The organism is Albibacterium bauzanense (assembly GCF_004339765.1).
Classification (GTDB): domain Bacteria; phylum Bacteroidota; class Bacteroidia; order Sphingobacteriales; family Sphingobacteriaceae; genus Albibacterium; species Albibacterium bauzanense.
Window position 1 is genome coordinate 446,511 of sequence record NZ_SMGO01000003.1, and the last position, 17,855, is coordinate 464,365.

Annotated in this window: 15 protein-coding genes and 1 pseudogene; all 16 read right to left on the reverse strand. The window is 40.8% G+C overall.

From position 1 onward, the window contains the following. Nucleotides 1–5 precede the first annotated feature (5 nt). The 16 genes and pseudogenes from C8N28_RS13215 to C8N28_RS13290 all read right to left on the reverse strand — a co-directional run bounded on the left by C8N28_RS13215 (nucleotide 6) and on the right by C8N28_RS13290 (nucleotide 17,810). On the reverse strand, nucleotides 6–1,067 hold the full coding sequence (locus C8N28_RS13215) for a class I fructose-bisphosphate aldolase (RefSeq protein WP_132225670.1): 1,062 nt from the start codon (nucleotides 1,065–1,067) through the stop codon (nucleotides 6–8). Nucleotides 1,068–1,169: 102 nt separating this feature from the next. Beyond that, the gene (locus tag C8N28_RS13220; protein WP_246012830.1) at nucleotides 1,170–2,228 is read right to left on the reverse strand and encodes a type II glyceraldehyde-3-phosphate dehydrogenase; all 1,059 of its coding nucleotides are present in this window, start codon (nucleotides 2,226–2,228) and stop codon (nucleotides 1,170–1,172) included. Nucleotides 2,229–2,299: 71 nt separating this feature from the next. Then, nucleotides 2,300–2,779 (reverse strand): heme-binding domain-containing protein, encoded by a 480-nt coding sequence (locus C8N28_RS13225; RefSeq protein ID WP_165870344.1) that lies wholly within the window; start codon nucleotides 2,777–2,779, stop codon nucleotides 2,300–2,302. Nucleotides 2,780–2,801: 22 nt separating this feature from the next. After that, nucleotides 2,802–4,385, reverse strand: a complete 1,584-nt coding sequence (locus C8N28_RS13230; RefSeq protein ID WP_132225672.1) for an efflux RND transporter periplasmic adaptor subunit — start codon at nucleotides 4,383–4,385, stop codon at nucleotides 2,802–2,804. A 23-nt stretch (nucleotides 4,386–4,408) separates the two neighbouring features. After that, nucleotides 4,409–5,872 carry a TolC family protein gene (locus tag C8N28_RS13235; RefSeq protein WP_132225674.1) on the reverse strand — a complete coding sequence of 488 codons (1,464 nt, stop codon included), beginning with the start codon at nucleotides 5,870–5,872 and terminating at the stop codon, nucleotides 4,409–4,411. Next, nucleotides 5,859–9,713 (reverse strand): efflux RND transporter permease subunit, encoded by a 3,855-nt coding sequence (locus C8N28_RS13240; RefSeq protein WP_132225676.1) that lies wholly within the window; start codon nucleotides 9,711–9,713, stop codon nucleotides 5,859–5,861. The genes C8N28_RS13235 and C8N28_RS13240 overlap by 14 nt, the downstream gene beginning before the upstream one ends. Before the next feature lie 80 nt (nucleotides 9,714–9,793). Continuing rightward, nucleotides 9,794–10,378, reverse strand: coding sequence for a DUF3347 domain-containing protein (locus C8N28_RS13245; protein WP_132225678.1), 585 nt, complete (start codon nucleotides 10,376–10,378; stop codon nucleotides 9,794–9,796). 58 nt (nucleotides 10,379–10,436) lie between these two features. Beyond that, nucleotides 10,437–10,976, reverse strand: a complete 540-nt coding sequence (locus tag C8N28_RS13250; RefSeq protein ID WP_246012832.1) for a DUF3347 domain-containing protein — start codon at nucleotides 10,974–10,976, stop codon at nucleotides 10,437–10,439. A 611-nt stretch (nucleotides 10,977–11,587) separates the two neighbouring features. Beyond that, nucleotides 11,588–11,809, reverse strand: coding sequence for a heavy-metal-associated domain-containing protein (locus tag C8N28_RS13255; protein ID WP_132225680.1), 222 nt, complete (start codon nucleotides 11,807–11,809; stop codon nucleotides 11,588–11,590). A gap of 151 nt (nucleotides 11,810–11,960) precedes the next feature. Then, nucleotides 11,961–14,194, reverse strand: a pseudogene (locus tag C8N28_RS13260) (heavy metal translocating P-type ATPase); the annotation flags it as partial. Between the two features lie 91 nt (nucleotides 14,195–14,285). After that, the gene (locus C8N28_RS13265; protein WP_449369354.1) at nucleotides 14,286–14,804 is read right to left on the reverse strand and encodes a helix-turn-helix domain-containing protein; all 519 of its coding nucleotides are present in this window, start codon (nucleotides 14,802–14,804) and stop codon (nucleotides 14,286–14,288) included. An 86-nt stretch (nucleotides 14,805–14,890) separates the two neighbouring features. After that, nucleotides 14,891–15,094 carry a GDCCVxC domain-containing (seleno)protein gene (locus C8N28_RS13945; RefSeq protein ID WP_132225684.1) on the reverse strand — a complete coding sequence of 68 codons (204 nt, stop codon included), beginning with the start codon at nucleotides 15,092–15,094 and terminating at the stop codon, nucleotides 14,891–14,893. A 1-nt stretch (nucleotide 15,095) separates the two neighbouring features. Beyond that, nucleotides 15,096–15,695 (reverse strand): mercuric transport protein MerTP, encoded by a 600-nt coding sequence (gene merTP, locus C8N28_RS13275; protein ID WP_132225686.1) that lies wholly within the window; start codon nucleotides 15,693–15,695, stop codon nucleotides 15,096–15,098. After that, nucleotides 15,692–16,066 carry an ArsR/SmtB family transcription factor gene (locus C8N28_RS13280; RefSeq protein WP_132225688.1) on the reverse strand — a complete coding sequence of 125 codons (375 nt, stop codon included), beginning with the start codon at nucleotides 16,064–16,066 and terminating at the stop codon, nucleotides 15,692–15,694. The genes merTP and C8N28_RS13280 overlap by 4 nt, the downstream gene beginning before the upstream one ends. An 83-nt stretch (nucleotides 16,067–16,149) precedes the next feature. Continuing rightward, on the reverse strand, nucleotides 16,150–17,400 hold the full coding sequence (locus C8N28_RS13285) for an APC family permease (RefSeq protein WP_132225690.1): 1,251 nt from the start codon (nucleotides 17,398–17,400) through the stop codon (nucleotides 16,150–16,152). After that, entirely contained in the window at nucleotides 17,397–17,810 is a 414-nt protein-coding gene (locus C8N28_RS13290; protein WP_132225692.1) for a DoxX family protein, read from the reverse strand. The genes C8N28_RS13285 and C8N28_RS13290 overlap by 4 nt, the downstream gene beginning before the upstream one ends. Between the last annotated feature and the right edge of the window lie 45 nt (nucleotides 17,811–17,855).

The window sequence follows — 17,855 nt, forward strand, 5'->3', positions numbered from 1 at the left end:
GCCACTTACGCAATTGTAATTTTATCGTCCAAATAAACTCTTTGGACCGCATTGATTAATTCAACCCCTTCAACGAATGGTTTTTGAAATGCCTTTCTTCCCATAATCAACCCAGTTCCTCCTGCTCGTTTATTGATTACAGCCGTTGTAACTGCTTCAACTAAATCAGACTCGCCTTTGGATCCACCTCCTGAATTGATTAATCCTATTTTGCCCATATAGCAATTGGCCACCTGCAATCTGCATAAGTCTATAGGATGGTCTGTGGTAAGCGCTTCATACATCACATCGTCATACTTTCCAAATCCTATTTCTCTAAATCCAAAATTGTTGGTTGGTAGTTTTTGTTTGATTATATCTGCCTGAATAGTCACACCCAAATGATTGGCTTGTCCTGTTAGATCTGCAGCCTCGTGATAATCTTCCGTTTCGGTTTTAAAAGCATCATTACGGGTATAGCACCATAAAATGGTTGCCATTCCCAAACTATGTGCTTCTTCGAAGGCTTCAGCTATTTCTTTAAGCTGCCTGTTGCTTTCTTTTGAACCAAAATAAATGGTGGCACCCACGGCAACTGCTCCCATATCCCAAGCTGATTTAACCTTTCCAAATAGTGTTTGATCATATTTAGTTGGATAAGTAAGCAGTTCATTGTGATTGATTTTTACAACAAATGGGATTTTGTGTGCATATTTTCGGGCGTTCAACCCCAATACACCAAACGTAGATGCCACACCGTTACAACCAGCTTCAATGGCTAGTTTTATTATATTCTCGGGGTCAAGATAGTCACGATTTTTATAGAACGAAAAAGCGGCACTATGTTCAATGCCTTGATCGATAGGCAAGATGCTTAAGTAACCTGTGCTTCCCAGATTTCCGTGATTGTACAACTGGGATAGGCTTCGCAATACTTGTGGATCTCTATTGCTATTTCCAAATACCCGATCAAGACCATCCTTACTGGGAGTGTGCAATTCTTCCTTCGTTATTTTTTCACAAACGTGGTCCAAATAGAAGGATGCCTTTTCGCGCAACAAATCAGCGATATTTTCGTGTGTCTTCATTTTTTTACTTTGATTAATTCCTAAACTTTTTTTTTTGAAATGGATATTGTCGTATGTGCGTATCCGAATTATTTACCCGATAGCTTATTCTCTGCTTACCTCCTAATAAAAACTTTGCTTTATTCCCAGGCTTTCGTTCGTTTTTCTCATTGACTTTTCAGCATGTGGTTCTACTCCAGTCAATGCACGGATAGCATCTATGGTTTCGGGGATTACGATGGCCTGATTGTCTACTATGTACGCATAAAACAATTCATCGCCCTGTACTTTCAGCATATCTTTCCATACCGCTACTTCATACATATCGCCATACGGACGACCCATCTCCAGCATCAGTTCTTTCACCGTATTGTTAGCTGGCAGCCCATCGCTGTAATTGATCATGGCTATTCTTGTAGAATTGGCAAATGCCCGCAATACTTCTTCTTTTGTGGTCTGCCGGGTAAGCTGCACATTCCAGTAATGAAGGTGACTTAGGGTTTGCGGTACTTTAATAGCGGTGGTAATTACATCCAACGAGGGATCAATCGTTTGTGCATCCGGGCCTTGATGGCTGGGTATATCTTTTTCAGGAACGAGGGTATTCATTATACCATTTAAATGACTTTCCCAAGGGTCGGTTGCTCTCCGAAGCAATGTGCCTCTTGCTTTTTTTAGAAGTCCGGCATTTTTTAACGCCGTAAGCGTACGCACGATAGAGGTGGTGTTGCATGAGACTACACGAGTGCTTTCACGTCCTAAAGCGGTCTCGTAATTGTTTTCAGCGCTAAAAGAGTGTCCGGTGGTTTCATGTTTTTCTCCACCCTGTAAGATAAACTTTTTACCAAGTTTTTTATAAAGCTCTATATTTTGAGAAGCAATTTTTTTGGGCGTGCAATCAATTACAATATCCGCAGTCTGCAACATATCATCTAAACTGCCCATTACGGGAATACCAGCCTCTTTCATTTGGTTATTGACTGGTTGGTCAAAACCATAAACAGGATAACTTTTACTTACTGCCATATTAATACGCCAGTCACTAACAACATCACAAACACCAGTTAGCTCCATGTCATCCTGAAGCGTTATAGCATCAGCTACCCGTTTACCAATTACGCCATATCCATTGATGGCAACTTTAATTTTTTCCATAACTATATTATTAGATTGGTGTTCCATTGTTCATGTAATTAAAATTTATGTTTTTAGTCTGTATCAGAAGTAACTGTTTCTTAATTAACACTATAAATTTACTCATTATCCGCCAACGAGTTAAAGTAATTAACCAACAACTCCTTATCTTCCATACTTAAACGAGATCCCGCATGCATCCATAAATAGGAGTTCAGTGGCATTTTACCTTGCTCAACTTGGTTAGTAATTTGCGTAAATTTTGAATTAAGCTTCCGGCGCCCATAAGAAGGCAGTTCATCAAAATTTAACTTTTCCTTTCCATCTTTGACATGCTTTTCCATTAGCCAAGCCATGGGTTGTATTTCACTGTACCATGGGTAATTGGTGCTATTGCTGTGGCAGTCATAACAAGAAGCGGCCAAAATCGCGTTAACTCGTTTACCGACTTTAAACGTATCAACAAATGCCTTTCCCGCAGGAGCGCTTGATGTGTTCTTTTGAGGTCTTGCTAACTGCATTAACAAAAACACGGTTAGCAAAACCATCAAGATTATTTTGGGTTTAGATGTTGCACCCTTTTTCCTAATGCTTTCCATATTGAACTAATTAGATTAAGGATTAGCGTTCATACAGGCAACAGCTTGGCAGATCATCATAAGTTGCTTTAGATGCTTTGTCCAATTCTGTGTCATGGCCGACGCTTGCAATAGCTTTACTTATGTTGCGCTTTGAAGTTACTTTGGAATCGAAATTCAAATGAATGACTTTGGCTTTTACATCCCAGTTCGCTGAAGAAACGCCCTTTACACCTTTCGCTGCTTTTTCGATGCGGCTTTTGCACATCTCACAGTTACCCGACACTTTTAGCATCTCGTGAGTTTTACCAGCACTGCTTTCCATGTTGCTATGTTGATGTCCAGCTGATACCGCCGACTGATCATTGTTCATCATGCTTACTTTGCCTTCTAGCTGAGCACTTGCATCTACAGTAAAAGCGCCATTTGTTACAATCTCTTCACCATTTTCCAGTCCCGACATGATGACGTATTGGTCACCCAGGGAAGGGCCTAGTACAATCTCCCGGAGTTTAAAGGCCGGTGTAGAGGTATTTGGCGCCTTCACATATACAATGGAACGCTTGCCGGTCCACAATACTGCCGATTTTGGAATTACCATCTCCTTACTGTATCCTTTTAAAGGAGCAGTAATTTGTGCTGTTGCATACATTTCCGGTTTCAGATTTCGGTCCCTATTGTCGGCTTCAACTCTGATTTTTGCGGTTCTCGAACTAGCATCAATCATTGGATTTATAAAAGCTATCCGTCCTTTGTATACCTTTCCCGGAACGCTCTGCAAGGTGTACTCGAGTTGATCTCCAACCTTTAAAAACGGCAGATCTGTTTCGTAAGCATCAAAAATCGCCCATAACTTTGAAAGGTTCGAAATAGTGTACAATACACTTCCCTGATTGATGTAATCGCCTTGGTTTACATTCTTTGCTATGACTACACCGCTTGTATTTGCGTGGATATTCACATACGGAGAAGCGCTGCCCGATTGTAGAATTTTGTTTATCTGATCTTCTGATACCTTCCATAAACGCAGTTTTTCTTTGGCGGCATCCAGTAGTAACGGTTGAAGATCTTGTAGTTTTGCTGCTTCCAGTAGTTCCTGTTGTGCCGTCAATAGGTCAGGAGAATATATTTTTGCTATCAATTGACCTTCCTTAACGGACTCTCCGGTAAATGTTACATATAGATTCTCTATACGACCGTTAACGTGAGAAGTTTGGGATTGCTGCAGACGTTCATCTACTTGAATTGTACCGTATAACTGTACTTCTTTAATAGCATCTTGGTGACCAACTACTGAGGTTTGGATATTTGCCAAAGCGATTGCCTCTTTTGACATCTGGATTGCATCATCGTCAATCACATCATCACCACCACCCCCGGATGATTTCAAGGGTATCAAGTCCATCGCGCACAAGGGGCATTTACCCGGTTTATCCATTTTTATTTGTGGATGCATGGAGCAAGTCCACACCGTACCGGCTTCCTCTGTTTCCTCGGCCTCGCTCTCAAGGTCATGACTATGGGATGTGCCTCCTCCAAATATCGCCCAACCCAATAGTAATCCGGCCAGCATAATTGCCCCGTATTTTACCCCATTATTTTTAAATATATTCTTCAATTTGCTCATTGCTAAGTATTTAAATATTTTTGTTATCTGTTGTATGCTAATAAGTTCACTATTGACACGGCCATGGTATTGTAATTGGCTAGCGCTTCTGCTTTTCTAAGTTGATAGTCTAATAGTTGACGCTGCACTTGAATGACATTGCTCAGGTCGCTTTTGCCGGTTATGAACTCTTTTACGATTAAACTATAAGTAGTTTGAGCAAGTGTTGTCTGCTTTTCATACAGTTTCAAAACCCGTTCTGCATCATCCAATTGACTTTTGAAACCATAATACTCGCTTTTCAGGGTATTGAAAGTGTTTTTAAAATTTTCCTCACTTGACCTCCGCCACAATTCACTTTCTTTTTGCTGGGCATTGTATTTTTTACGAAACAGCGGCAGGCTCACTGAGACCATCGGCATAATCATATCTTTCCCATTCATACCCTCCATGGCGAGCATCGTGTTGTTGGTTTTGCCGACAAGCATATATTGAGCGCCGATACCAATCATCGGATAGCTCATTTTTTTATCCATTTCTGCTTTCGCTTTAAAAGCCAAACCTTGTTCTGAAATCATTTTAAGCATGGGATTGTTATTTTCAATAATTCTCAAAGCTTCTTCTTCACTATATTTGAAGTCCGCTTTTTGAATCTCGTTACCCAGCATAACTTCTTGGTTGGCTTCCCTATTTAACAATGCATTGAATTTTGCTTTTTCGGCTTTGATTTGAGAATGGAGGCTTGCCATGTTATTTTCAATTTCAGCAATTTCCAGTTGAATTCGGAGAACCTCTGACATGCCCGATTGTGAACCACCTGCCATGCCGCCCATGCTCCCTCCAGATGAGGTAGACATACTTGAGCTAGCAGCTGGAGTTGTCGTTGAGCCACTTCCCATACTCATACCACCCATGCCAGATGAGGCAGTGGAGGCAGAAGGTGCGGAAGGAGCATTGCTGCTAACGGTCGGAACCGGGGTAGGTCGAGCAGTACTGGATGGGGAAGAAAATTTCCTCAAGGCCAATTGCTCCAACTGATCTAATATTTTTTTATTTTCTTCATTATTGTGTAGCTGCTCGTTCAGTTTTTGCATCGTATACCATTGCGTGCTGACCTGTAGAATCAAGTTATTCACTGCTTCCCGATATTGCTGATCTTGCATATTAGCCATATGGGTTGCTTCTGTCCGAGCAGCTTTTCTTGTACCAAACCAAGGAAACATCTGCATCAAACTGACATTCCCAATGGAGCGGCCACCAACAATTTCCATGGGCATGGTGTATGCTTCCAAAGATAGTTCGGGATCCTGAAAAGCTCCCGCTTGCGGAATTTTTTCAAGGAAAGCCTCATGCACTAGGCTCTGCGACTTTACGCCGGGATTGTTTTCTATCGCGACCTGTATGTAATGTGATAGTGAATCCTTCCTATGCTCTTGAGCGAAAGCATTCGAAAAGAAACCTAACCCTACAACTAGGATCGTTACTATATATCTGTTATTCGTTTTCATCAGTTATTTGATTTTTATTTTTAGACCTGTTTTCCTTTCTAAGGGCCGATTCTCTCCACCAACATTGGAATACCGGCACTACAAACATGGTCATGGATTGAATTAACATCCCTCCAAAAGTTGGGATCGCCATCGGCACCATAATTTCCGCTCCTTTGCCCGTTGAGGTCAATACAGGCAACAGGGCTATCAAGGCAGTCGCAGTGGTCATCGCAGCAGGCCTCACGCGCTTTAACCCCGCATAGATAACAGCCTCCCTGATCTCGTCTTTTGTTCTTGGGTTGCGGGCAACAAACGTATCATGTATATATGTACCCATTAGTACGCCGTCACTTGTAGCCAACCCAAAGAGGGCTATAAAGCCTACCCAAACGGCTATACTGAGGTTAATGCTGTGCATCTGGAACAAGTCCCTCATATTCGTCCCACCCACAGAGAAGTCCATGAACCATGGCTGTCCGTAGAGCCATAATAAAATAAACCCTCCAGCAAGTGCCACAAATACGCCAGAGAAATGGATTAAAGAAGCAGTAATCGTCCGGAATTGGAAATATAGGATGAGCAAAATGGCCAATAAGCTCATCGGTACAATCAGCAGCAAGCGTTTTGCTGCGCGTTCTTGCTGTTCATAATTACCAGCAAAAACGTATGTTACACCGTCTGGTAAAGTCAGTTCCCCCGAAGCTATTTTTTCCTGTAATATGTTATCAGCTTCACGCACGACCTCTACCTCGGCCTTGCCACTTATTTTATCAAATATCACGTAGCCTAATAAGAACGTGTTTTCACTTTGAATCATTTGCGCCCCTTTGGCGTATTCAATGTCGACCACATCACCCAAAGGTATTTGTACACCTGTCGCCGTAGGGATGATTATTTTTCGTAAGGCGTCAGGGTCATCCCTTAATTCGCGCGGATAGCGTAGGCGTACGGGGAACCGTTCTCTACCTTCTACCGTATTGGTCAATGACATCCCGCCAATTCCCGCACTGATCACTTCTTGGAGTTCTGCTACGGTAATTCCATACCTCGCCATTTTATCCCTGTTCAAATGCAATTCAATATAGGGTGCGCCTACTGCACGGTCGTAAAAAACCGTAGACGGCATAATCGAGGGAATATCTTTCAAGGCAGTTTCCAATGCTTTTCCTCCAGCTTCTATCGATTCAAGGTCAGGCCCGGATACCTTTAAGCCCATAGGGGCCCTCATACCTGTGGACAGCATGACCATTCTTGCTTCAATAGGTTGCAGTTTTGGTGCGGAAGTTAGTCCCGGCAAATGGGAAACATTGACAATTTCCTGCCAAATATCGTCCGCTGTTTTGATTTCGGAACGCCATTGACGAAAGAACTTACCGCCTTTGTCAGTTATCAGACTATCTCGTGGAACTTGTCTGAATCCCTGATCTAGATGGTAGGTATCTCCGTTGATCAGTTCAAAATGTCCGTCTTTGTTTGTTTTGAAACGCTCCCTATGACCATTCTCGTCTAAAATATACTCAGGTATATAATTGATTGTATTTTCAAACATTTGGGTAGGTGCCGGGTCTAGGGCAGAGTTTACGCGTCCCCATTTACCTACGATGAGCTCAACCTCCGGAATGTTCTGGATGCGTTTGTCCAATGTCCGGATGAATTGTAGGTTTTGTTCAATACCGGTATGTGGCATACTTGTCGGCATCAGCAAGAAAGAACCTTCATTTAAACTGGGCATAAACTCTTCGCCAATACCCGGAAATGTTTCGGTTGATTTCTGCCAAAAAGCTGTTTCCTTGAACGACTTCCATCCGATAGTCTCAAAGCCCTTGGCTACAAATCCGAAGCTTCTTTCCGTACCCATCCAAGCCAACAATCCGAATACCAGGGTTATGATAGGTATGGACATAAACTTCCATCGATGGGAAAGCGACCAGCGCAAAACCTGCTCGTAATAGATCACCAGTGCCCACAACATCCCTAGGATGGCTCCAATTGCCAAAAACACAAATACAAAGTTAAGCGTCGTACTGGCTTGCGTACCCAGCGGCAGCCATTCCACCGTCAGGTAATACATGGCCACAAAAAGCGTAATTGCTACATTGATATAGTTGGCAAATTTCTCTCCTTTCCAATTCGGTGTAAACAGATTATTTATTCCGATCAGGGTCAAAGCAAAGGCTATAAAAACGCCCGAGTATATCCAAAGTCCAATACCTGCTGCCACTAAGAAATAGTTGGCAAACTGGCGCAGCTTCTTACCGTTCAATCGAATCGAATAAACGTAGTAGGCCAGTGTTGGCAATACGATGATTCCTAAGAGAAAAGCTGAAGTTAATGCAAAAGTCTTGGTATACGCCAGTGGTTTGAACAGCTTACCTTCTTGGGCTTCCATCATAAAGACAGGCAAAAAGCTGATGATGGTGGTGAGCATAGCTGTAGAGAGTGCGCCCGAAACCTCCGATACGGCTCTAGAAATTAAGTTTACGAAGGCCTTTCCACGGCTTTCAACACCCCGGGCCCTTTCTTCATCCATATAGCGCAAAATGCTTTCTATAAATACGATCCCGACATCCACCATGACACCGATTGCGATTGCGATACCTGAAAGGGCAACGATATTTGCCTCAACACCCATCTGCCGCATAATGATAAATGTGGCTAACACCCCGATTGGTAGGATACTCGATATCAGTATCGATGCGCGCAGATTAATTACCAATACGATCACCACAATTATACAGATCAGGATTTCGTGCGAGAGCGCATTTTCCAACGTTCCGATCGTTTCCTGAATCAATCCCGACCGGTCATAGAAGGGAACTACTGTCACCTTGGAAATGGTTCCGTCCGCTAATGTCTTTTGAGGAAGACCGGCTTCCATTTGCTTGATTGTAGCCTTCACATTATTGATAACCTCCATCGGGTTTGCTCCGTACCGAGCTACCACAACACCACCTACCGCCTCGACACCTTCTTTATCCAAGCCTCCACGTCTTGTGGCAGGCCCTAGGTTTACAAATCCTACATCTTTTATTTTGACAGGCACATTGCTCCGTACGGTTACCACCGCATCTTCCAGATCTTGGACGTTCTTAATATAGCCAAGTCCGCGCACCAGGTATTCTGCCTTATTTATTTCGATTGTTTCAGCACCGATATCGAGGTTGCTATTTTGAATGGCCGACATGATATCCATTACGGTCACATTATAGGCACGCATAGCGTCGGGATTGATATCCACCTGGTATTCTTTAACAAACCCGCCAATGGAAGCTACCTCCGCAACTCCTTCTGAAGCTGCTAAGTTATACTTAGCGTAAAAATCCTGTACTGTACGTAATTCATCGGGATCCCAACCACCGGTCGGTTCACCGGTTTCTGGATTGCGTCCTTCTAAGGTATACCAATAAACTTGACCTAATGCCGTCGCATCTGGACCCAATGCAGGGATAACTCCTGTCGGTAGGGTGCCCGCAGGTAATGAATTGAGCTTTTCTAATATTCTGGAGCGGCTCCAATAAAATTCGACATCTTCCTCGAAAATTATATAGAGAAACGACATGCCGAACATGGAACTGCTTCGGATTGTTTTTACCCCCGGAATTCCCAAAAGGGATGTAGTTAGGGGATAGGTGATTTGTTCCTGGATATCTTTGGGAGATCTCCCCATCCATTCTGTCGCTACAATCTGCTGGTTATCACCAACGTCGGGAATAGCGTCCACCGGAACAGGATCACTTGGCAACAGGTTTTGATGCCAATTAAAGGGTGCTGAAATTAGCCCCCAGGTGATTACTACAATCAATAGTAGAATGGTAATCAATCTATTATTGAGAAAGTATTTGATAATATTATTAAGCATACATATACAGTTTTGACATGTTTATTTTAACATACAGGTTCAACAATGAAGTGGAACCTGTATGCTAAAAACCGTTGACCTTACATTAACTCTTCTTGAACTTCGCCACAGGTAAGCATTCCTTCGCCGTAGTACGGATTCTTGATTTCTTTGCTATCGCTCAACCAGTAAGCGCCTTTATTGTCGTCATACATCGAGCAAAAAACCTTATATAAAGGCTTTTCTGTGCCAAACGTCTTTGCGATATCGTAAAAGTCTTTGCTTAGTGTCACCAAGTGTTCACGCTGGTGAGCAATATTGCCCACGTTGTCTGAGATATGTTCAGCATGTTCTTGGATATCGGCAGCAATATCCTCGTATGTGGTTTTGTCTTCCGCACTAAATCCATCTGATTTGACTTTAGGCAGAGCCTCTAACATGCCGTTGGCGGCATTGGCTGCTTCTTTATCATTATCTGATGATAAGGCAAATGTTAAGTGCTCGTAGTGCGCATACAATTCGGAAAAATTACCCTGTTCAGTGCTCGTCGCATCATTGGCAACAGGCGCCGTTTGACTCGCATGATCTGAATGCTCTGCGCTTTCAGATTTTTTTTCTGCATTTCCGCCGCAAGCTGTTAAAGCCAATACTGAGGAGGCAATTAAGCCTAAAAATAAATGTTTCATTGTCGTGATTTTTGTTAATTGTTAAAACTGCTTTATGTAATTTGTATATGTTGCTTTATTATTTACTGTTGTTAATCGTTTCTGTGACACTTCCGCACGTCAGCATCGTGTTGCCGTAATAAGGGTTCTTGGTTGCTGATTCTTTACTTAGCCAGTTTGCGCCTTTTCCTTTGTCGAACATCGGACAATGTTGGTAAAATACTGGTACAGCTTGATTTGATCCCTTCGCCAATTCGTACATTCTTTTAGAAAGTAAGGCAAAGGCTTGTCTTTGTTGCGAAACGTTTTTGGATTTGGAAATTGCTCCTGCGCTAATAGTTAGGTCATTCGTAACCTTCATCCATGCATTATGTTCTTCTGAGGAAAGCTTGCCTATATCCACGGCTTTAATCGCTATGACCATACTTGTCGCTTTCGTAGCCGCCATACTGGCATCGCTGCTTACAAAAGCATCTTTAATGGAAAAATAATTATTGAAAACAGCTGTAAATTGAGGTGTGTTTTGAGTCGTTTCATTTGCAGAGTTGACTTGGGCAAAACCGTTTATATATGACAGTAATACAGTGATTACCATCAATATTTTTGATATTGATTTCATTCGTTGTTAAAAAAAATAATAAATAGGGGATTTCCGAAAACTGGTTTAGCTTTCGACAAGACGCACTTTTGGCTAGTCAGCCAATTTTAAGCTATTTTAGGCGGTTGCCAGATGGAATGAAACCCTGAAGAATAATAGGGTTGATTGTGTAATTGGAATGATCTTTCGCACTCAAAAAGAAAGGCTTTTTGAGAATCTTTCGTATCGTGCATCCAAAATGTAGGAAAAGAACTGTGACACGATTTCTGGCCGCAATTTCCCGAACAGTCAGTACTTGCATCTTCTTTGCAACAATCTTTTTCGCAAGAACCTTCAGCATGATGGCCATCTGAAGAATCACTGGAACAAGATTTTTCTTTTTTGACGACTTCGGTGGTATGAGATGAGCACGCGGAGGCTTCTGCTGGAATTAGAAAAAATCCCAGTAAACATAAACTTAAGAATATCTTTAGCATTTTAGACATATATCCCAGTTATGACAACCTCATCTCGGCGCAAATTTATACTATTTTTTGTAAACGTTACTATCTTTTATAGGAAAAGTAAAAGTGGGCACAACAATCATACTATTATCCCGTCACTGATTGGTTTTCTAACGAACTTTCGATATGCTAGGAATTGATAGTCTCTATTTTAAAACCTGCCCGCTTCACTATGTCGATAACCTGTCGTTCAGTTGCTCCATCGGAAGTAACAGTTAGCACCTTATCCTTGCTGTCTGTATCCACTTTCCAATGAGAAATTTCATCAGTGTTGTCCAAATGAGGTTTTACAGATCCTATACAGCCGCCACAATTGATGTTGGTCTTGAATTTAAGTTCTTTATTTTCCATTTTTTTAAACTTCATATATTATTTGATCATGTAAATTTCAGGATTACTTCGTTATGTATTGTTATGTAATTTCTTGTTTGATTTGCGAGATTTACTGATTTGCTTTTTCAATTTCAACCGCAGACTGTTACTTACCACGCTCACACTGCTCAGTAGTTACGGTTTGTTTTGACAAACGGATTGCCTGGGGTATTTTTGTAAGGTCTGATGAAATGATCGTCATTTTTGCAACGTCCATAGCAATATCACTTCCTTTACCCATCGCAATACTAACGTCCGCGGTAGCAAGGGCTGTACTGTCATTGATACCATCGCCAACCATCGCTACCACTTTGCCTTTCTGTTGCAGCTCTTTGACAAAGTCGGCTTTGTGCTGTGGCAATACTTCCGCTTTGTAATGCTTGATGCCCGTTTGTTGTGCAATAGCTTTGGCTGTTGCTTCATTATCTCCGGTCAGCATATATAAGTCAATGCCCATATCTTGCATTTCTTTGATAGCCGCTACCGATGTTTCTTTGATTTTATCGGAAATAGCTACTACCGAAAGAGCCTGTCTGCTATTTGAAAACCAGATAACAGTTTTAGATCGTTTTCCCCATTCATCAGCCTGTTGTTGCAATTGCTCTGCAATACTGATGTTATTTTCAGCTAATAATTTTTTATTCCCTACAAAAAAGGTTTCATTATCGTAATCTGCTTTTGCGCCTTTACCCGTGATACTGTCAAAATTTGATAATGCAGTAGTAGCAACTCCATCCAGATGTTTAACAACGGCTTCCGCCAATGGATGTTCCGATTGCTTTTCGATGCTTAATAAAATGTCTTTCGAGGTATCGTCATTGTTCATCCATTGGATGCCTGTTACCTCTGGTCTTCTTTCGGTAATGGTTCCTGTTTTGTCCAAAACGATAGCGTTTACTTTTTTAGCCAATTCCAGACTCTCTGCATCTTTAATCAAAATACCGTTTTCGGCGCCTTTACCAACGCCCACCATAATAGCGGTCGGTGTTGCTAAACCTAAAGCACAAGGACAAGCTATAACCAATACTGTAACGGCTGCCAATAATCCGTGTACTAGGCCGCTATCACCACCCAAAACCCACCACAATACAAATGTTAAGATTGCAATACAGATTACTATGGGAACGAAAATACTTGCAATTTTATCTACCAATTTTTGAACGGGTGCTTTGCTTCCCTGTGCATCCTGTACCATTTTGATGATTTGGGCAAGCATTGTTTTATTACCCACTTTAACCGCGTTGAACTGGAAACTGCCTTTTTGGTTGATTGTACCTGCAAATACCTTTTCATTTTCATTTTTCAATACGGGAACAGGCTCGCCGCTCAACATACTTTCATCTACATACGAACTGCCCGATACCACCATACCATCTACCGCAATTTTTTCGCCCGGCTTAACCAGAATTAGATCACCTACGTTCACTTCTTCGATGGCTTTTTGTGTTTCCGTACCGTCAGCTTCTATCACAATCACCGTCTTCGGCTGTAGGCTCATCAGTTTTTTAATTGCCGAAGATGTATTGCCTTTGGCTTTTTCTTCCAACAATTTACCTAACAGAATGAATGCAATAATGACGGCTGCCGCTTCAAAATACACGTGTGCTTCCAATCCTCGCTGAAGCCAAAACTCTGCAAACAACATATTAAAAACACTGAACACATAGGCAATACCCGTACTCAATGCTACCAAGGTATCCATATTGGCAGAACGGTGTTTTGCCTGTTTCCAAGCGTTTACAAAGAAATCCCTTCCCAACCATAATACAACAGGTGTAGAAAATGCCCACATAATCTCATTGCCATAAGACATATTCATAAAGAACATACCGATAATGACTACCGGCAGTGATAGTATTACCGCCCAAATGGTTTTATTTTTAAGCTTTCTGAATCTTTCGGCGTGGATAGCTTCTAATGTTTCCGGCTGCTTGTTTTCGTCTTCAAGGAGTAAGTCATAGCCGCCGTCCTGTACCGCCTTTCTGATTTGCTCGGAATTGGTTATATTCGGAAGGAACTCCACGGTAAGGTTGCCTGTACCAAAGTTTACCGAAGCATCTAACACGCCCGGAACGTATTTTACCATACTTTCTGCACTGCCTGCACAAGATGCACAGGTCATACCCAATACAGGAAAGGTTTTCTTAACAGCAGTAACGCCATAACCCAAGTCTTTAATGACTTTACAGCTTCTCCTACTACCTCATTATCATTTACGGTAATAGCAGCCCTGCGATTGGTGAGTTCTACTTTGTGGGTTTCTACACCTTTAACCTGTGCCAGTCCCTTTTCAACGACTAATGCGCAGTGTTCGCTTTCTACATCTTCTAAAGGGAGGTAAACTATTTCTTCATTTGTTCCCATATTTCGATTGCTTTGTATTTTACATTGCAAAGGTGGCAACAATAAAGGGTACTTCTATTGTAAAGTTATGGGTTTGATTTGTAAGATTTGCTTAAACCTTATCCAATGGCTTTCTTTTATCTTCGCGAATTTGTTTGAAATAGCTTGGTGTCAATCCAGTTACTTTTTTGAATTGATTACTCAGGTAGGCAACACTTGAATAGTTGAGACGGAAAGCGATTTCACTTAACGATAACTCATCATAGACCAACAATTCTTTTACTTTTTCAATTTTTTGGGCAATGAAATACTTTTCAATAGTGGTACCCTCAACCTCCGAAAACAGGTTAGATAAGTAATTATAATCGTGATGCAATTGACTGCTTAACACATCTGAAAGGTTGGCTTTTGCATCATTATTGTGATGATGCACCAAATCAATGATGATATTTTTTATTTGTTCAATGACGCGGCTTTTTTTGTCATCAATAAGTTCAAAACCCAATGCAATTAAGGCCTTTTCCAATTTAGTTTTATCGTCAACTGTAGGCTCTTCGTCTAATATAACTTCTCCCAGCCTGATACCTTTTAAATCTAAACTGAATTTAGCCAATTCATTTTGCACCACCATAATACAGCGGTTACAAACCATATTTTTTATAAAGAGTGTCGTCATGTTTTTTTGAATAGTGCTTTTATCAAAATACCAATATCACATTAGCATTCAGTTCCGGATTGCATTGGCGGACATTTTAAAGTACCATAACTACAATACACACAGCAATCGCCTTGTAATGGATTTAATCTTATCTTACAGTTTTCACATTCATAAAAATATTGGCAAGCATCCGTCGGCATTGTTTCTTCTTTTTTGTGTCCGCATTTGGGGCAGGTAATAGTTGATTGTAATATGACTTCCATTTTATTTCTCTTTTTTTGCGGTTACTGAATATCCTGTTTTGTTAATTGCTTTTTCAATTTCAGCTATGTTTGTTTTTGAGTTGTCAAATTCTACAATTGCGTTTCGGCTATTGTATGAAACAGTTGATTTGAATATTCCTGACAGTTTATTTACTTCGTGATCAACGTATTCTTCGCAACTTGCACAAGTCATTCCGCTAATAGTAAATTCCGCTTTTTGAATATTATATTTGTCCACCAATATGATTTGCTTTTCTATCTTTGGATAAAAAATTCTCGAATAGAACGGAAAGGCAAGCATAACGATTGCAAATGTTGTAACAATTCCTAAAAACATTTTTGACCGGATGAATTTAGGTTTTTCTTCCGTCTCACAGTTGCAGTCAATTTGCTTTTGAGGTTTTAATTTTTGATACCAAGCAAAACTAAGCATCAAAATTGTTAGACCTATAAAGTAAAGCCTGAATGGTTCAAGCCAAGAAAAGGATGAAGCAAGTACACTTGTCCCTGCTATGAGAGCCAAAACAGGTGTAATACAACACAGTGAAGCTGCAATTGCCGTCAAAAGTCCCGCTCCAACTAGTTTATTGTCGGTTTTCATATTGTTTCTAAAATTTTGTTTTCATGAAGTATTTTGAAAAATGGTTCCAGCATTTTTTCATACTCTTCAGTCAATGAGTAAAAAATGGTTTGTGCCTCTCTTTCGCTTGCAATGAGCTTTCGGTCTTTAAGTTTTCGCAAGTGTTGAGAAACTGCTGAAATTGTCATACCAAGAATGTCACTAACATCACAAACACAAAGTCGCTTTTCTTCATAAAGAAGAAATAGAATTTTCAATCTTACATTGTTTCCCGCCAATTCAAGCCCGTTCGATAAATAGTCAAATGAGCCACTGAGTTCCGACACTCGCTCTTTACAACGTTTGATTTGTTTAATGTCTGCCTGTTGTCTTATGCAAGAAGTATTATCCATAATGCAAAGATAGTTAATCTGCTTATTTAAGCAATTGCTTAAATAAAAAACATCAAAATATTTATTTATCAGAGGTATGATACTTATTTCCATATGCTATGGAATATTAGTCTGAGAACAAATCCTGCGATAAGTAGTCCAATGCCCACTAAGATAACTTCTATTGGTAACGAAACTGACATTATTATACATCCGATAAATCCGAGCACAGGGATTGCCCTTCCGTATATCTGGTCTTTACGGGGTTGCCGGAGAGCTGCAATATTGGTAATGCTGTAATAGAGCAAAATGGTAAAAGACGCTGCTCTGACAATGAATTCAAATGATCCAGTTACCGTAATTAATAAAATAATAAACCCCGTGATTATTATTCCAAGATGTGGAACCCTATACCGACTGTGAACGGTTTGAAATACAGGAGGAAGATCATTTCTTCTCCCCATTGCAAGCATCATTCTGCTGATACCCAAGATCTGACTAAGCAATACTCCCAACATGGCTGTTGACGCTCCAATCGTTATAATTGGTTTGATTGCAGGTGTAGTCAAAGCTACTGCGACTACTTGTAAAGGTGATTGACTATCTGCCATTCTTTTTGCACCAACAACACCTATGGCAATAACAGATACGGCAGCATACAGGACAATTGCCAAGAGAATGGTGATAATAATGGCTCTCGGAATTGTTTTCTTTGGTTCATATATTTCTTCTCCCAACGTTGCAATTCTTGCATAACCGGTAAAGGCAAAAAATAACAATGCCGAAGCTTCTGCAATACCCGAAACACCAAAGGGAGCGAATGGTTTAAAATTAGTCACTTCCATGGCTGTTACACCGCTAAAAATCAAATACAGCAGTGAAAGAAGTGTGAATGCCACAATTACAAGATTAAGTATTCCGACTTTTTTTATGCCGAAATAATTGACAATAGTTAGAAATATAACTGCAACTACAGAAATAATCTGAGGTGAAGCTACAGGCAAGAGTTGATGAAAATAACTTCCAAAACCAATGGCAACAAATCCTGCTGCTGATAACTTGCTTATTAAGAACATCCAACCTGCTGAAAATCCGAAGGAAGGTGTAAGCAAACGATATCCATATTCATACGTCCCGCCCGAATGAGGATATATTGCAGCCAGTTGTGCAGAGCTTAACCCGTTGAAGGCCGCAATAGTGCCTGCAATTATAAGTGCAATAATAAATGAAGGACCCGAAACTCCTGCTGCGATGCCCGTTACTACAAAAATTCCTGCGCCAATTATTGCACCCAGCCCAACTCCTACAGCATCTCTTAAGGTGAGAGCACGGACAAGTTCATTGTTTTTCTTCATTTCTTTTGAATGTGTTTATCTATTGAATAATTGCCACTACCAAAATATAATATCATAAATAGCAGCATAGTCATTGAGAAATCTGTCCGATACTCGTGCGCAAATACCCAAAATCCTTTCTCCGCAAGTGTTGGGATTTTGGTCATAACAAAAGCTACTCCCATAATAATCAGCAATGGTATTGTTGCCAGCCTGGAAAGCAGCCCTATGAGCAATAAAATACCACAGAGTATCTCTGTTATACCTACTAACGATGCCCAAAACTCGGGATGTTGAAATCCTATTTTTGTAAAACGCCCAACCCCGACAGCTTCAGGAACTATAAATTTTTGCAACCCTTCTGAAAGAAAGATTAACCCTATTATCAATCTTGGAATGATAAGAGGGAGAGGTTTTGTTTTAGTTATCATACTTTTCGTTTTGTTGTTTGATATTTTGATTGCTGTATGGTGGCG